The organism is Clostridioides sp. ZZV15-6597 (genome assembly GCF_020657815.1).
Classification (GTDB): domain Bacteria; phylum Bacillota; class Clostridia; order Peptostreptococcales; family Peptostreptococcaceae; genus Clostridioides.
Window position 1 is genome coordinate 1 of the sequence record NZ_JAGWCT010000092.1, and the last position, 15,616, is coordinate 15,616.

Below are 15,616 nucleotides of genomic sequence, written 5' to 3' on the forward strand. Positions count from 1 at the left end.
GTTTAACTTTAATACTCCTTTTATAATATTATGATATTTTTTGTAATATGTTTGAAAAATAAAGTTAAGTTTGTAAAAAATAGTTTTAAAGTATAATTTTTTTTAACACTGTTTTATTATAGTATAAACTTGTGCTAAAATAGAGTATATAACATAAGATGATGAGGTGCATATGAATACGTTAGATGAGACATTATTAAAAGAAATTATAAGTTCTAATAAAAAATATACAAATTATGGACAAGTTGCTAGTTACATACCAGAATTAAAAAATGCTCGTAGAAATGATTTAGGAATTTGTATTATAGATAGTGAAAATAACCTTTATAGTGCTGGAAATTGTAGCACGAAATTTACTATACAAAGCATTTCAAAACCAATTGTGCTTGCAATGGCACTTATGGACAATGACTGGGAAGACGTTTTTTCAAATGTTGGAATGGAGCCAAGTGGAGACCCATTTAATTCTATAATGAAACTTGAGATTAATGATACTAAAAAGCCTTGTAACCCAATGATAAATGCAGGAGCAATAGTTACCACTTCTCTTATAAATGGGAGCTGTTTGGAAGAAAAAGAAGAAAGAATGCTTAGTTTTTTTAGAAAGTTGGCAAAAAATGATAATATAGGAATAAATTATGATGTCTATAAGTCTGAAAAAATGACTGGAGATAGAAATAGAGCTATGGCTTATCTGTTAAAAAGTGATGGATTTATCAGAGGTAATGTAGAAGATGTTTTAGACCTTTACTTTAAACAATGCTCAATTGAAGTGGATTCTATAGATTTAGCGAGAATTGGTATAAATCTTGCTAATTATGGAGTAGATATAGAAAATGGAGAGCATTTAATGAGTGAAATGGTATCTAGAATTGTCAAAACCTTTATGATGACTTGTGGAATGTATGATGCTTCTGGGGAATTTGCTATTAAAGTTGGAATTCCTGCAAAATCTGGAGTTGGGGGTGGTATAATGGCTTCTGTGCCAGGACGTATGGGTATTGGTGTTTATGGACCTGCACTTGACAAAAAAGGTAACAGTGTCGCAGGAGTTAAAGTTTTAGAGGAGTTGTCAAATAAACTCAGATTAAATATTTTTTAAAATTTTAAGAAAGGATTTTTTTGACAACAACATATAATTTAATATATAATTAAATTGTAAAGAAATATGAATTAAATAAATTTTTTAGGAGGGGTCAATGAAAGAGGTATTGGTATTACGAGATTTGGAGTGCATAAAGGCTATTGCACATCCACGTAGAATAGATATTCTAAAAGCATTTGACAAATCGCCATTGTCAGCAAAACAATTATCTCAATTATTGGAAGAACCTCATGCAAAAATAAACTACCACATAAAAATGTTATACAAAGTTGGTATTTTAGAATTAGTTGAGGAAAAAATAAAGTCGGGGATTGTGGAAAAATATTATTATCCAAGTGCAAAAAATGTGGTTATAGGGAACAGGATACTTAATTTTTCTTTAGACAATGGGGAAGAAAAAGAAGAATTGTACATATCAAGATTTGAAAATATGAGTGAAGTTTTTTATAAAGCAGCAGAGGAAGATGTTTTAGAAAATGAAAATATAGTTGATTATCATGATATTTCTCTTACTCATGATGAATTAGTTGAACTTAATGACACTATGAAATCAAAGATAGATGAAATTTTAAATAAAAGACAAGACAGCGTTGAAGGTTCTAAGTATGATATAGCTATGGTTGTAGTTCCTACAGTTGAAGAAGAATGTCCTAATTAGAATCATTAATTATGTATTAATTATAAAACATAAGATTAGAGATTGAACATCAGAATTTACTTAATAATCAAAAAATACTTTTGAGCATGAGTAAAATAATGATTTTTAGTCTCTATTTTTTTATGCTATTAGAGTGAATAAATATGCTCTTTGAAATTTATCAAAATGGGTATAATTAAACTATAAATATTAAAATTTATAATTAATCTATACGAAATTAATTATAGTTATACTAAAATTAATACTTAATTATTAAAAGTTCAAAAATTAAAATTATATACAAATAAAAGGAGATTAATATGATTAAATTAGGAACACATATTTCAATAGCAAAAGGATTTGCAAAGGCAGCTGAAACAGCTGTGTATATTGGTGCAAATACATTTCAATTTTTTAGTAGAAACCCAAGAGGAGGAAATGCTAAAGAATTTGATGAAAAAGATATAGCTAAATTTCAAGAGATTAGAAAAGCAAACAATTTTGCACCATTACTTGCACATGCTCCATATACTATGAATCTAGGTGGAGTGAAGGATGATGTTTATGAATTCGCAACACGAGTAATAGATGAAGACATAAGAAGAATGGACTCACTAGGTATAGAATACATGTGTTTTCACCCTGGAAGTCATGTAGGCGGTGGAGTAGACTTTGGTATAGATAGAATAGTAAAAGGGCTAAACAATGCTATTAAAGGAGATGAAAATATAACTATACTCCTTGAAACAATGTCAGGAAAGGGAACTGAAATAGGATTTAGTTTTGAGCAGTTGAAGAGCATAATAGATAATATCGAACATAAAGAAAGAATAGGTGTGTGTCTTGATACATGTCATATTTTTTCAGCTGGTTATGATATAGTTAATGATTTGGATGGAGTTTTAGAGGAATTCGACAAGGTTATAGGTATAGATAGATTAAAAACTATACATCTAAATGATAGTATGATGCCATTTGGAGATAAAAAAGATAGACATGCTGCAATAGGTGAAGGTAAGATAGGACTAAAAGCTTTAACTGATTTTATGGAACATCCAAGCATTAAAGATTTGCCATTTTTCTTAGAAACACCTTTTGATGATGAAGGTCATAAGAGAGAGATTAAGATGATTAAAGAAATTTTATCTAGTAAATAATATTTTGATGTGATGTAGGTAGTATTTTAATGTGATGTAGATAGTATTTTGATTTGATATAAATAATATTTTGATGCTATGTAGATTAAATTTAGATTAGAAGTTAGTGAAATATAGATTGGTATATTATGAAGCATATTAAATGAAATCTTGATTTAATATAAAAGAGTATATTATAAACTATATAAATGAACTTGATAATATGTGTATATATTGTGAATAGTATATAAATAGATTGCAAAAATTCTCATAATTTGTTGTATAATTAAAAGTAACATATTGATAATGTGTAAAATTAATTAAAAGTTAGGTGGGGAAGGTTATGAGAAATTTAGGCAAAACTAGTATGAAGATAAAAAGAGTCGGTTTTGGGGGAATTCCAATACAAAGAATTACACAAGAAGATACTAATTTAGTTATAAATGAGCTAGAAAAACAAGGCATAAACTTTATTGATAGCGCGAGGGGATATACAATAAGTGAAGAAGCGATTGGAATTGCTATAGAAGGAAAAAGAGATAAATTTTTTCTAGCTACTAAAAGTATGTCTAGAGATTATGATTCAATGAAGAGAGATGTGGAAATAAGTTTAAATAACTTTAAAACTGATTTTATAGATTTATATCAATTCCACAATGTTAAAGAAGAAGAGTATGACAATCTTTTTAAAGGTAAAACAGCTTATAATGCTCTTTTAGAAGCAAAAGAACAAGGTAAGATAAAACATATTGGTATAACTAGTCATAACTTAAATACTATAGAAAAAGCTTTAGAAAGTGGCAAATTTGATACTATACAGTTTCCTTACAATATAGTTGAAGGACAAGCAGACGAGGTATTTAAGAAAGCTCATGAAAAAGGAATTGGTATAATAGTAATGAAACCTTTAGCTGGTGGAGCTTTAGATAATGCTACATTGGCTATTAAATATATATTGTCTAAGGACTATATAGATGTGGTTATACCAGGAATGGATAATGTTGAGCAAGTTAGACAAAATGTCGCTGTGCTTGAAAATCTTGTATTAGATGAGAATGATGAGAAAGCAATTGAAGAAATAAGAAATTCTCTAGGTAAAAAATTCTGTAGAAGATGTGAATATTGTATGCCTTGTGCTGTTGGAATAAATATACCTTTAAGCTTCTTATGTGAAGGATATTACACTAGATATGGATTAGAGGAGTGGGCTAAGGAAAAATACGAGGTTATGGATGTTAAACCTACTGAATGTATTGACTGTGGGCTTTGTGAGAGTCGATGTCCATATGAACTTCCAATAAGAGAAATGCTGAAGGGTGTTGTTGAAAAGTTAGGGTAGATTTTACTTATTGAAATCGGTGTAATAAATTTACGCCGATTTCTTTTTTTATGTAAGTATAATTAATATGATAAGATTGTGTTTATGAAAGTATTAAGTGTTATGTCTATGTAAGTATTAATTATTATATAAATATTGTTTTTGCATCAATATAGTTTTATATAGCATATACAGATTTTTATTTTTCAAAAATATTATAAGATATATCATATTTAGATATTGGATAAAGTTCAATTTCAACTCTAGGGTTATCCTTATCTATAAAATCAAATAAAAGTACTGGCTTAAGCTGCTTATCATTTTTTATTATTCCACTTTTTTCAATACCATCACAAATGCTCTTTGGATAGTTATGTAAATCGCCCATTCTCTTATTAGGGAAGAATAATTTTAACACTGTTATTAAATTTTCTTCAACAGTTTCTCCTTGATACTGTTGATTTATAAAACCTGCAATCATGTTCTCATATGCTAAATACTTAGAATATTTTCCCTTTGAAGGCATCCATGCTTGACCATTTATATTATGAAGTTTAAAATTAGATTTACTAATGGGTCTACCTGGTATTGTTATTTTAATCAATTTATTCACCATCCTTATACAGTATTTATTATAATCTGTGGATGATTTAAAAGCAAATTCTTATTTGTTGTGCTTTTATGAATAACAAAATATAGATAGTGAAAAATAAGTAGTGTTATAAGAGCAAAATAGCTGAAAATTTAAAATAGATAAATATTAAATTATACTAAGACAACAGTACATAAAAGTCAAATTATATAGGAAATAAATTATATAAATATGTAAATTTAAAAAATTAGACTATTTAGACTATACAAATGTTGTTATGTCTAAACAAAGAAACAGAAGTAGCATAATTGTAATTTTAGAATTTAAGTTGAGAAGGAATAATTTTATGGATAATAACAGAGTAAAAGAATTTTGTAATCTTATAGGATTAAAGTGTGTAGGAATAGCTGGAGTAGATAAGTATGAAAATCTAAGAGATATACTTGAAGATAGACAGAAAAAAGACTATTTAACAGGTATGGAAGAACCTATAATTGAAAATAGAATTAATCCTAGAAATATAATGGAAGATGCTAACTCCATAATAGTGTGCGCTTTTCCATACCATATAAATAGACAAGAAAAGAATAAAAATTCAAATTTATCAAAATATTGTCATGGAAAAGACTATCATATTGTAGTAAAAGATTTTTTACAACAAATTTGTGATTATATTTCCAAAAATGTAGAAGGTTTTAAATATAAGATATTTGCTGATAATGGACCATTAGTTGACAGATATTTAGCTTATTTATCAGGTATTGGATATTTTGGAATAAATAATAATATTATAACTGATGAATATGGTTCTTATATATTTATTGGATATATAGTAAATAATTATAAGTTTGAAGAAGATAAACCACTAGAAAAAAGCTGTTTTAAATGTGGAAAATGTGTAAAATATTGTCCGGGAAATGCTATATTGGGAAATTATGATATGAATCCTAAAAAATGTTTATCATATATAACTCAAAAAAAGGGAGATTTGTCAGAGGAAGAAAAGTATGTTTTAAAGAAAAGTAAAAAGATATTTGGATGCGATATTTGTCAGGAAGTATGTCCGCATAATATTGAAATACCAACAACTCACATCTTGGAATTTAAGGAAGATATAATAGATTATTTGGATTATGATGAGATACAAAATATATCAAATAAAGAATTTAAGAGGAGATATGGAGATAGAGCTTTTAGCTGGAGGGGTAAAAATATAATAAAGAGAAATATGGAAATAATTTTAGATAAGTATGATGACTAATAATAAGAGTCTATTTCATATACTTTAATGTGTATTTACTTTAACACTTATGGTGTAAAAGTCATATTATATCATTAAAGTTAAATATGGGGAGGTGGGGGAGTATTGAAATATAATAATACATCTGAAATAAGTCCACTAGATAGTATATTGGGTCAAGAAAGAGCAGTAGAAGCTATGGAGTTAGGTTTAAAGATAAATAATCCAGCCTACAACATATACCTAGCTGGGGAATCTGGAACAGGTAAAAGTACTTATGCCTTAAAGGTTTTAAATGAATATGCATCTAAAAAAAGTACACATAAAGATTGGTGCTATATATATAATTTTGAAAACCCTAGAGAGCCTATGATAGTTGAATTAGAAAAAGGGTTTGGAAGAGAACTTAAGAAAGACATGGAAAAGTTAGTTGAAAGTCTTTTAGAAGATTTTAAAAATGCATTTGAAAGTGAAGATTTTGAAATAGAGAAAAATAAACTTTTGGATGAATATGAAATAGAAAAAGATATGTTACTAAAGCAGATTAAAAAATATGGAGAAGAAAAAGGATTTAAACTAAAACAAAGTAAAATGGGAATAGTTTTCATACCTTTGAAGGAAGATGAAGAAGAAAGTGATATATCAGATGAAGAGTTTTATAAGGCTAAAAGAGAACTCGAAAACATGGCAATACAAGTTGTATATAAAATTAGAAACTTGGAAGAAAAAGCTGAAAAGGCTGTGTTAGAGCTTGAAGAAGAGATAGCTAAGCTTGTAGTAGAACCTCATATTAAGTCGTTGTGTGAAAAATATGAATGTTATGAAAAAATTCAACTTTATCTGGAAAATATAAAAAAAGATATCATAGAATACATGTATTTATTTTATTTAGATGAAGAAGAATTGAAAGATAAGTATGATAAAGAACACTTTATAAAATATAAAATTAATTTATTTGTAGATAATGGAGGTTCAAAAAATAAGGAATCAGCACCTGTCATAGTGGAGATAAATCCAAGCCCATCAAACCTATTTGGAAAAGCAGAATATGATTATGCAAATGGAAATATAAAGACTGATTTTACAAAACTATTATCAGGAGCATTTCATAGAGCTAATGGCGGATATTTGGTGCTTTATGCAGACCAGTTATTAAAATATACTATGTCTTGGGAAATTCTTAAAAAGACATTGCAAACAAAAAAAGTAATTTTAGAAACACAGACAGCAATTAAACCAGAAAATATGCCATTAGATGTCAAAGTGATACTGATTGGAAGTCATTATATATATGATATTTTATATAGATATGAAGAAGATTTTGGAAAATATTTTAAAATATTTGTAGATTTTGATAGCGAAATGGATAAGAATGAAAATAATGAAGATGGAATAGCTAGATTTATAGCATATCAATGTAATAAAAATGGCTTAAAACATTTTACGAAAGATGCAGTTGACGAAGTTGTTAAGTTTAGTACTAAATTGTCTGGTGATTTAGAGAAGCTATCAACTAAGTTTAATAAAATAATGGAAGTTGTAATAGAAGGAAGTGCATATGCAGAATTTAGAAGTTCCAATTATACAGAGCGAGATGATATTAAAAAAGCAATAAGTGAAAAGAAAAAGCGTATTAATAGAGTAGAAACACACATGGATGAATCAATTGAAAATGGTTTTACTCTAATAGAAACAGAAGGAAAAAAAGTTGGAGTAATAAATGGGCTATCAGTTTTAAGTACAGGAGAATATTCTTTTGGTAGGGCTTCAAGAATTACAGCCACTACTAGTCCAGGAAGTAATGGTATAGTAAATATAGAAAGAGAAGTAAATATGAGTGGCTCAATACATAATAAAGGAGTGCTTATATTAGGGGGCTATCTTTCTGAAAACTTTGCACAAGATTTATTGATGTCACTAAATGCATATATTTGTTTTGAGCAAAATTATGGAGGTATAGATGGAGATAGTGCATCTTCTGCGGAGTTATATGTATTGTTATCATCTCTTAGTGGTGTACCAATTAAGCAAAATATTGCGGTTACAGGCTCTATAAATCAAAAGGGAGATATACAAGTAGTTGGTGGAATAAGTGAAAAAGTAGAAGGATTTTATTCTATATGTAAAACTAAAGGCTTAAACAATGAACAGGGTGTAATAATTCCTAAGAAAAATCAGAGAAATCTTGTTTTATCAGATAAAGTTAATGATGCTATAAAAGGTGGAAAATTTAAAATATATACAGTTGAAAGAGTGGAAGAAGCTATAGAGATATTGACAGATGTTAAATTTGAAGAAATAAAAAAATTGGTCAAAGAAAAATTACTATCTTTTAGTAAGATACAAATTGAGTCAAAAGAATAAGTTTATAATAGAATTTAATGGGTATTTATATGTATAATAAAAAGCAGGAACTTTAATAAGTTTTTGCTTTTTTTGTGAAATATCTGTAGAGTAAGTTTTGTTTTGTATGTTGATGTTTATTTTTTGTTGATATGATTAAACTATATATAAATAGTGTTTTATAAATTGGTATTTTAAGGGGGATAATTATGAAAAATGTAAATAAGAAAGATATAAGTAAGAAAGATGTAAATAAAATTGAAACTCAAAAAGATGTAAATAAAATTTTAGATGAATTAGAAAAATTGTATCCAGATGCTACATGTGAACTAAATTATGGGACAGCCTTTGAACTTTTAATAGCAACTATATTATCAGCTCAATGTACTGATGTAAGAGTAAATAAAGTTACATCAGAGTTATTTAAGAAGTACAATACAGCAAGAGATTTTGCAGATTTAAGTATTGAAGAAATTAGTAAAGAGATAAAAAGTTGTGGTCTTTATAAAAGTAAGGCTCAAAAAATAAAAGATACATCTGAACAGTTGTGTGAATTATATAATGGTGAGGTACCAGATACTTTAGAAAAGCTTGTAAAACTTCCTGGAGTTGGAAGAAAGACAGCAGGCGTTGTTCTTAGTAATGCTTTTAATCATCCAGCAATAGCAGTAGATACTCATGTATTTAGAGTTAGCAATAGAATTGGAATAGTGGACGAGCCAAACCCTGAAAAGACAGAATTTGCACTTATGGAAGCTATACCAAAAGAAAGATGGTCACACTCACATCATGTATTGATTTTTCATGGAAGAAGAATGTGTAAAGCTAGAAATCCAGAGTGTGAAAACTGTCCAATAAAAGATGATTGTAATTATTATCAAGAACTTAAAGAAATGAAATAACTTTTCCAAAGTAAGTTGTACAAGAGTGATTTTCTGATATAATAATACTTATGAAAATGTTAGATAGAAAACTATTATGTATAATAAAATAAAAATTATTATTAAAATTATTATATATAATAGTATAATATTATTGTTATTCTATTTATAAAATAAAGTTTAGTAAACAAGAACGATATTTAGGAGGATAAAAATGTCATTAAATATAGTATTAGTAGAACCAGAAATACCTCAAAATACAGGAAATATAATAAGAACTTGTGCGGCAACAGGTTCAACTTTGCACTTAGTAAAACCATTAGGTTTTTCATTGGATGATAAGCACTTGAAAAGATGTGGTCTTGACTATTGGGATATAGCTGATATACAATATTACGATAGCTTTGAAGAATTACAAGAAAAATATCCAAACAGTAAATACTTTTTTTCTACAACAAAGGCTAAACAATCACATTCAGATGTAAAATATGAAGAAAATTGTTTTATAGTATTTGGTAAAGAAACAGAGGGATTACCAGAGCCTTTGTTGAAAGCAAATATGGATACTTGTATTAGAGTACCTATGTTAGATGTTGAAAAAGCTAGGTCGTTAAATTTATCAAATTCAGTCGCTATAGTAGTATATGAGGCTTTAAGACAAATAGGATACCCTAATATGAGGTAGTTTAAATAATCCTAAATTAGAAAGGAGCATACTTAATGAAAAATCTAAAGATAATCTGTGACAGTTTATCGGATGTGCCAAAAGATTTGTTAGATAAATATGATATAGATATTGTTTCATTAACAGTTATATTAGAAGAAAAAGAATACAAGGATAGGATTGATATATCTGGAGATGAATTTTATAAAAAGCTTAGAGAAGAAAATGCATATCCAAAAACTTCTCAAGCTACTTATGCCCAATTTAAGAAAGTTTTTGAGAAATACACGAGTGAAGGTAGAGCAATACTTTATATAGCTGGTTCGGCTACAGCTACAGGAACATATCAAAGTGCTGTAATGGCGAAGAATGATGTAGAAGGTGAAATATATACATATGATTCTAACTTACTTTGTATGGGAACTGGTCTGCTTGTAATAAAAGCAGGAGAGCTTGCAAGTGAAGGAAAATCTATTAATGAAATATTACCTGTTTTAGATGAATTAAAAGAAAAAGCTTTTGTCATATTTTCCGTGGATACATTGGAGTATTTACAAAAGGGAGGAAGAATATCATCTACTAAGGCGGCAATAGGAAGTATATTAAATATAAAACCTATTCTTGAAATAAAAGGTGGGTTAGTCTCACAATTATCTCAAGTAAGAGGTAAGAAGAATGTAATTTCTAAGATGATAGACTTGATAAAATCGAATTGTGGGGATGATTTATCAGACCAAGTTGTATATATAGGATATAGCGATGACATTAAGGAAAAAGAACAATTATCTAGAGTTATGGAGGATGAACTGAGACCTAAGGAAATTAAATTTTTCCAAATTGGTGTGTGTATAGGTGCACATGCTGGTCCTGGTGTAACTGGAATTATATGTATAAAAAATAAATAACAATTTTTTATATTGGGATTATTTATTTTTTTATTAAATTATGATAAGATATGTTAAACATTGATACACTAGATATTATTTGTTTTAGATATAATTAAGTGTTGATATATTAAGTTGAGCTTTTAGGGAAGTGTGTAAATAGATAAAAATCTATTACACACTTTTTTATGGTAAGTTTATTGAAAAAATTAAAGAAATACTTGCAAATGAGGTATAGCAAATTAGTAAATAGGATGTAAAAATATCACAAAAATATAAGGAGTGAATTTTGATGCGTTTAAAAAAATTGTTGGTATTAATGTTAACTGTGGCAATGAGTACTGGAATATTAGTTGGATGTAGCAGTAATTCAAGTGATAGTTCTGGTTCTAATCAAGATAATAAAAATAAGCTAAATGATAAAGAAAATTCAAAAAAATCTGTATCTATGATATTAGATATTGAAGGGTCAAACAATGAAGTTATGAATAATTCAGCTTTGTTAGCTTTAAATACTGCACAAAAAAATCTTAACATAGATACAAATAAAGTGGAATCAGATGATTCATCAACTTTTTCTAATAGCATAGATATTTTATGTAATGATAATACTGACTTGATTATAGCTGTTGGTTCTAGATTTGCAAAGCCTCTAGAAAAGATAGCCAAGAAATACCCAAAGCAACAGTTTGCCATTGTAGATTATGAGTATGACAAACAACCATCTAATATAACTTCAATTTCTTTTGAGGATAATAAGACTGGATATTTGGCTGGATTGGTTGCTGGAAAGATGACAGAAACTGATAAGGTTGGTTTTATAGGTGGTGTAGAGGGATCCAGTAGAAACAAATTTGAATCTGGATTTAAAGAAGGTGTTAAATTTTCTAATAGCAATATAAAAGATGTTTCAGTTGAGTATGTAGATATTTTTAAGGATAGTAAATCTGCTGAATCTGTCGCTAAAAAAATGATGGATAGCGGAGTAGATATTATTTTTTCTAATACTGAGGATGATTCAAAGAGTGTAATAAATGCAGTTAGAGCAAAGAATAAAAAAGTGATAGCAATTAATAAAGATCAGCATGAGTTAGCCCCAGAAAATGTTATAAGTTCTATTGTAAAAGACTTTGAAAAACCTACTTATGACTTAATACAAAGCTTTGTAAAAGGAGAATATAAGGGTGGTAAAGTTATAGAAAATACAATGAAGTCTGGAAGTACTGGACTTGCTCAAAATAGTTCTCAAAATATTCCTCCTGATGTGTTAGAATATGTAAATAAGAACAATAAATAATCTATAGAGACTTCATGTTCTATATCAGGGAGTGAGTTTTGTGAAAATAAAAAGGATATTGATGTTTTGTTTTGTCGTGGTCTTTACAGTTTTTATACTAGTTATCTGTAATTTTGATTTTGGATTTAATAGAGTAAATAATAATTTTAATATAAATAATAATAAGTCTAAACAAAGTGAATCTAAAAATGTGTCAACTTCGTCCGATAAAGATAAGTCAAATAGTACAAGTAGCAATAATGAAGATGAATTGGAAGATGATTCTTATGTACGAAAAACTGTTGGAGTATTGTTAGATACTCAAAGCTTAGGGAATGAATCGTATAATAATCATGTACTGTCAGCTTTAAAAACAGCTGATGAGGATTTTGATATTAGAGAGAAGATTGAAAGACCAAAGACTTCTAATGACTTTGCAAATAGCATAGAAAAATTATATAAATATGAACCAGACTTGATAATAGCAGTTGGAGCTAGATTTGCAGAACCAATTAAACAAGCTGCTACAAAATATCCAAAACAGCAATTTGCGATAGTTGATTATAATTATAAGGTTCAACCAGCTAATGTAATTTCTGTATCATTTCAAGATAATTCTACTGGATATCTGGCAGGTCTTATTGCAGGAAAAATGACTGACACTGGTAAAGTAGGATTTATAGGAGGAGTTGAAGGCTCTAGTAGAGATAAATATGAATCTGGATTTAGAAAAGGGCTTAAAACTTCAAATAAAAATGCTGATTTATTGGTAAAGTATGCAAATGTATTTGAAAATCCTGAGTCAGCTAGAACTATTGCAAAAGAAATGAGAGATTCTGATAGAGATGTTGTATTTTCAGCCACAGAAGATGATGGGAAAAGAGCTATTCAGGTAGCTAGAGAAAATGGTGGTAAAGTTATAGCTATTAATAAAGACCAATATGAGATGGCTCCAGATAATGTAATAAGTTCAATTGTAAAGGATATAGAACAGCCTGTTTATGAATTGATACAGAATGTTGTAAAAGATGGTTTTAAGGGAAGTAAAGTCATGGAGTTTAAGATAAAAGATGGAGAAATTGGACTTACTCCAAATAGCAGTAGAAACATACCACCAGATGTTTTGGAATATGTAAAAAAAGAGTACAATAAGGTGAAAGATACATACTAATTATTGCTGAAGATATGTATAATATTTATGTGAAATGTTATAATTATCTGTAGAGGAGTTGATACATATGGAAGGTAAAATTTTGCAATTTCTGGATAAAATGCAAAACAGTATTAACGACAGATTAGATAAGATGGATGCTAGATTTGACGAAGTGGGCATAAGATTGGATAAAATGGATGCTAGATTTGATGAAGTGGACATAAGACTAGATAAAATGGATGCTAGATTTGATGAAGTGGACATAAGATTAGATAAAGTAGATGCTAGATTTGATGAAGTGGACATAAGACTGGATAAAATGGATGCCAGATTTGATGAAGTGGACATAAGACTGGATAAAATGGATGCTAGATTTGACGAAGTGGACATAAGATTAGATAAAGTAGATGCTAGATTAGATAAAGTAGATGCTAGATTTGATGAAGTGGACATAAGACTAGATAAAATGGATGCTAGATTTAATGGAATAGACTCTAGATTATATAAGATAGAAAATAATCTAGTAGAAATTAAAAAAGATTTAAAAGACACAAAGATAGAATTAGAATATACAGAAAAACATGTTGTAGCTGTTAAGGGAGACACACAAGAGATAAAAAGAGACTTAAATAAAATTGAAATAGTAACAGCAAGCAATTGGAATGATATAGCTAAATTAAAATCAATTAGATGATAAAGTAGAGTTTTTATAAGAATTTATAAAAAAATAAATTAATTAATTTAGATTAATTACATAAAAGTCCAATAATAAGTGTGTAAGTAGAAAAAATCTACTGCACACTTTATTTATATTCAAATAAGAAATTTATCAAAAAAAATAAAAAGGAGTAAAAAATGGAATTTACAAGAGAGCCATTTATACTAGATGACGATTTATGTCTAGCTTTGGTGGACAAAAGAATTAGTTATCTAATGGAAAATGAATTAAAATTAAGAAATATAGAGATAATAAAAACAATAGAATGTAAAGAATTATATGAAAGTATAAAATATCACCCAGATATATGTATTTGTAATTTAGGAAAAGGAGATATAATTGTTGCGCCGAATGTATATAATCAATACAAAGAGTTATTAAGTAAACATAAATTTAATATAATTAAGGGAGAAGCTAATTTATCAAATAAATATCCTTATGATATACCTTACAATATTGCTATAGTTGGTGATTATGCCATACACAATTTTAAGTACACTGATAGAGTAATATTAGATTATATTGAAAATAATAAACTTAAAAAGATAAATATAGAGCAGGGCTATTCTAAATGCTCAATCTGTATAGTAGATAGAACATCTATAATAACATCAGATAAAGGTATTTGGAAAAGCATGAAGAATACAGAAATAGAGTGTTTATTAATAGAAAAAGGTCATATAAATTTATTTGAGATGAATTATGGATTTATAGGTGGATGTACAGGGGTAATTTCTAAGGATAAGCTAGCTTTTTGTGGAGATGTTAAAAAACATCCTGACTATGAACGTATAAAAAGTTTTATAGAAAGTAAAAACAAGGAGATAGTTACACTTAGTAGTGAAAATTTACTCGATATAGGTTCTATAGTTCCTCTCATGACAAGAAAGGAGCGATAACTTTGGTTGAGAAGGATAATATTTCTTCTATGAAATTTTTGAGGAATAATAACGTAAACGATAGATTAATATATACAAATGACATTGTAGAAGTCGTAATTGATTCTGCAAAGCAAGAAGTGTTAAATAAGAAAATACTTAATGGTACTAAAACTGAACAAAGAGCTCTAAATATTGATGAAATATCTACAGAAATAACTAGTATGATAATAAGTATAATGAAAGAGAAACTTTTAAAAGAATACATTCTAAAATACTATGGGCGTACATATCCTGAAGATAAAAATAATATATACATATATTCACTGAACATATTTGCTAAAAAAGAGATTTTTATGAGAGAAACAGTATTTACAAGGGTTAGGAACTATATAGAGGAAAATGATTTTATAAATGTGGAAGGTTTTATTCGATTTAGAATGAGAGAATTTATGAAATATATTTCTGCTATAGGTGATATTGCAGTTGAAGAGTATTTAATAAAAAGAGACCAAGATGAGTTTATAAGAGTTTTAAAATATTTTATAGATACTCAAGAAGAAAAGATAGATTTGCTTAAAGTTCATATAATGGAAGATAATACATTTATTTTATACGATAAAAATGGAAATAAAATAGATAGTATAGATGATGAAGAAATTATAAATATGGTCATAAGAGAAAATTTAAATTATGAGGACTTTTTAATAAGTACCTTATTGACTCTATGTCCTAAGAAGATAGAAATATTAGATTTATTAAATAACAATTGCTCAAAGGAAATCATAGAT

15 protein-coding genes are annotated in these 15,616 nt (G+C 27.8%); 14 read left to right on the forward strand and 1 reads right to left on the reverse strand.

The window, feature by feature from the left end; all coding sequences use genetic code 11:
* Positions 1–172: 172 nt before the first annotated feature.
* From glsA to KGF52_RS16415, 4 genes are all read left to right on the forward strand, one after another.
* A complete protein-coding gene (gene glsA / locus KGF52_RS16400; RefSeq protein WP_227840910.1) occupies positions 173–1,102 on the forward strand; it encodes a glutaminase A in 930 nt (309 codons plus the stop codon).
* Between the two features lie 97 nt (positions 1,103–1,199).
* Positions 1,200–1,763, forward strand: a complete 564-nt coding sequence (locus KGF52_RS16405; protein WP_227433610.1) for an ArsR/SmtB family transcription factor — start codon at positions 1,200–1,202, stop codon at positions 1,761–1,763.
* Positions 1,764–2,062: 299 nt separating this feature from the next.
* On the forward strand, positions 2,063–2,899 hold the full coding sequence (locus KGF52_RS16410) for a deoxyribonuclease IV (RefSeq protein WP_227829969.1): 837 nt from the start codon (positions 2,063–2,065) through the stop codon (positions 2,897–2,899).
* Between the two features lie 322 nt (positions 2,900–3,221).
* Complete coding sequence (locus KGF52_RS16415; protein ID WP_227840911.1) at positions 3,222–4,217, forward strand: aldo/keto reductase; 996 nt, start codon at positions 3,222–3,224, stop codon at positions 4,215–4,217.
* A 178-nt stretch (positions 4,218–4,395) separates the two neighbouring features.
* On the opposite strand, the gene KGF52_RS16420 is transcribed toward KGF52_RS16415, so the two are convergent.
* On the reverse strand, positions 4,396–4,800 hold the full coding sequence (locus KGF52_RS16420; protein WP_227433607.1) for a RusA family crossover junction endodeoxyribonuclease: 405 nt from the start codon (positions 4,798–4,800) through the stop codon (positions 4,396–4,398).
* 334 nt (positions 4,801–5,134) lie between these two features.
* Between KGF52_RS16420 and queG the strand changes: the two genes are divergently transcribed.
* The 10 genes from queG to KGF52_RS16470 all read left to right on the forward strand — a co-directional run.
* Positions 5,135–6,049, forward strand: coding sequence for a tRNA epoxyqueuosine(34) reductase QueG (gene queG, locus KGF52_RS16425; protein WP_227840912.1), 915 nt, complete (start codon positions 5,135–5,137; stop codon positions 6,047–6,049).
* Positions 6,050–6,154: 105 nt separating this feature from the next.
* Positions 6,155–8,392, forward strand: coding sequence for an ATP-binding protein (locus KGF52_RS16430; RefSeq protein ID WP_227840913.1), 2,238 nt, complete (start codon positions 6,155–6,157; stop codon positions 8,390–8,392).
* Between the two features lie 188 nt (positions 8,393–8,580).
* On the forward strand, positions 8,581–9,273 hold the full coding sequence (gene nth, locus KGF52_RS16435; RefSeq protein ID WP_227840914.1) for an endonuclease III: 693 nt from the start codon (positions 8,581–8,583) through the stop codon (positions 9,271–9,273).
* Between the two features lie 193 nt (positions 9,274–9,466).
* Positions 9,467–9,937 (forward strand): tRNA (uridine(34)/cytosine(34)/5-carboxymethylaminomethyluridine(34)-2'-O)-methyltransferase TrmL, encoded by a 471-nt coding sequence (gene trmL / locus KGF52_RS16440; RefSeq protein ID WP_227840915.1) that lies wholly within the window; start codon positions 9,467–9,469, stop codon positions 9,935–9,937.
* Positions 9,938–9,972: 35 nt separating this feature from the next.
* Positions 9,973–10,821, forward strand: a complete 849-nt coding sequence (locus tag KGF52_RS16445; protein WP_227840916.1) for a DegV family protein — start codon at positions 9,973–9,975, stop codon at positions 10,819–10,821.
* Positions 10,822–11,092: 271 nt separating this feature from the next.
* Positions 11,093–12,097, forward strand: coding sequence for a BMP family ABC transporter substrate-binding protein (locus KGF52_RS16450; RefSeq protein ID WP_227840917.1), 1,005 nt, complete (start codon positions 11,093–11,095; stop codon positions 12,095–12,097).
* Positions 12,098–12,137: 40 nt separating this feature from the next.
* On the forward strand, positions 12,138–13,247 hold the full coding sequence (locus KGF52_RS16455; RefSeq protein ID WP_227840918.1) for a BMP family ABC transporter substrate-binding protein: 1,110 nt from the start codon (positions 12,138–12,140) through the stop codon (positions 13,245–13,247).
* A 67-nt stretch (positions 13,248–13,314) separates the two neighbouring features.
* On the forward strand, positions 13,315–13,923 hold the full coding sequence (locus KGF52_RS16460; protein ID WP_227840919.1) for a hypothetical protein: 609 nt from the start codon (positions 13,315–13,317) through the stop codon (positions 13,921–13,923).
* Between the two features lie 161 nt (positions 13,924–14,084).
* Positions 14,085–14,846, forward strand: a complete 762-nt coding sequence (locus KGF52_RS16465) for a DUF6873 family GME fold protein (protein WP_227840920.1) — start codon at positions 14,085–14,087, stop codon at positions 14,844–14,846.
* Positions 14,847–14,848: 2 nt separating this feature from the next.
* On the forward strand, positions 14,849–15,616 hold a 768-nt coding region (locus KGF52_RS16470), incomplete at its 3' end, for a putative sporulation protein YtxC (RefSeq protein ID WP_227840921.1).

What these genes read in the sequence shown, in the direction of transcription:
- KGF52_RS16460 (WP_227840919.1), top strand. Translation starts at nt 13,315, where the DNA reads ATGGAAGGTAAAATTTTGCAATTTCTGGATAAAATGCAAAACAGTATT.
- trmL (WP_227840915.1), top strand. Translation starts at nt 9,467, where the DNA reads ATGTCATTAAATATAGTATTAGTAGAACCAGAAATACCTCAAAATACA.
- KGF52_RS16450 (WP_227840917.1), top strand. Translation starts at nt 11,093, where the DNA reads ATGCGTTTAAAAAAATTGTTGGTATTAATGTTAACTGTGGCAATGAGT.
- KGF52_RS16410 (WP_227829969.1), top strand. Translation starts at nt 2,063, where the DNA reads ATGATTAAATTAGGAACACATATTTCAATAGCAAAAGGATTTGCAAAG.
- KGF52_RS16405 (WP_227433610.1), top strand. Translation starts at nt 1,200, where the DNA reads ATGAAAGAGGTATTGGTATTACGAGATTTGGAGTGCATAAAGGCTATT.
- queG (WP_227840912.1), top strand. Translation starts at nt 5,135, where the DNA reads ATGGATAATAACAGAGTAAAAGAATTTTGTAATCTTATAGGATTAAAG.
- KGF52_RS16415 (WP_227840911.1), top strand. Translation starts at nt 3,222, where the DNA reads ATGAGAAATTTAGGCAAAACTAGTATGAAGATAAAAAGAGTCGGTTTT.
- glsA (WP_227840910.1), top strand. Translation starts at nt 173, where the DNA reads ATGAATACGTTAGATGAGACATTATTAAAAGAAATTATAAGTTCTAAT.
- KGF52_RS16465 (WP_227840920.1), top strand. Translation starts at nt 14,085, where the DNA reads ATGGAATTTACAAGAGAGCCATTTATACTAGATGACGATTTATGTCTA.
- KGF52_RS16445 (WP_227840916.1), top strand. Translation starts at nt 9,973, where the DNA reads ATGAAAAATCTAAAGATAATCTGTGACAGTTTATCGGATGTGCCAAAA.
- nth (WP_227840914.1), top strand. Translation starts at nt 8,581, where the DNA reads ATGAAAAATGTAAATAAGAAAGATATAAGTAAGAAAGATGTAAATAAA.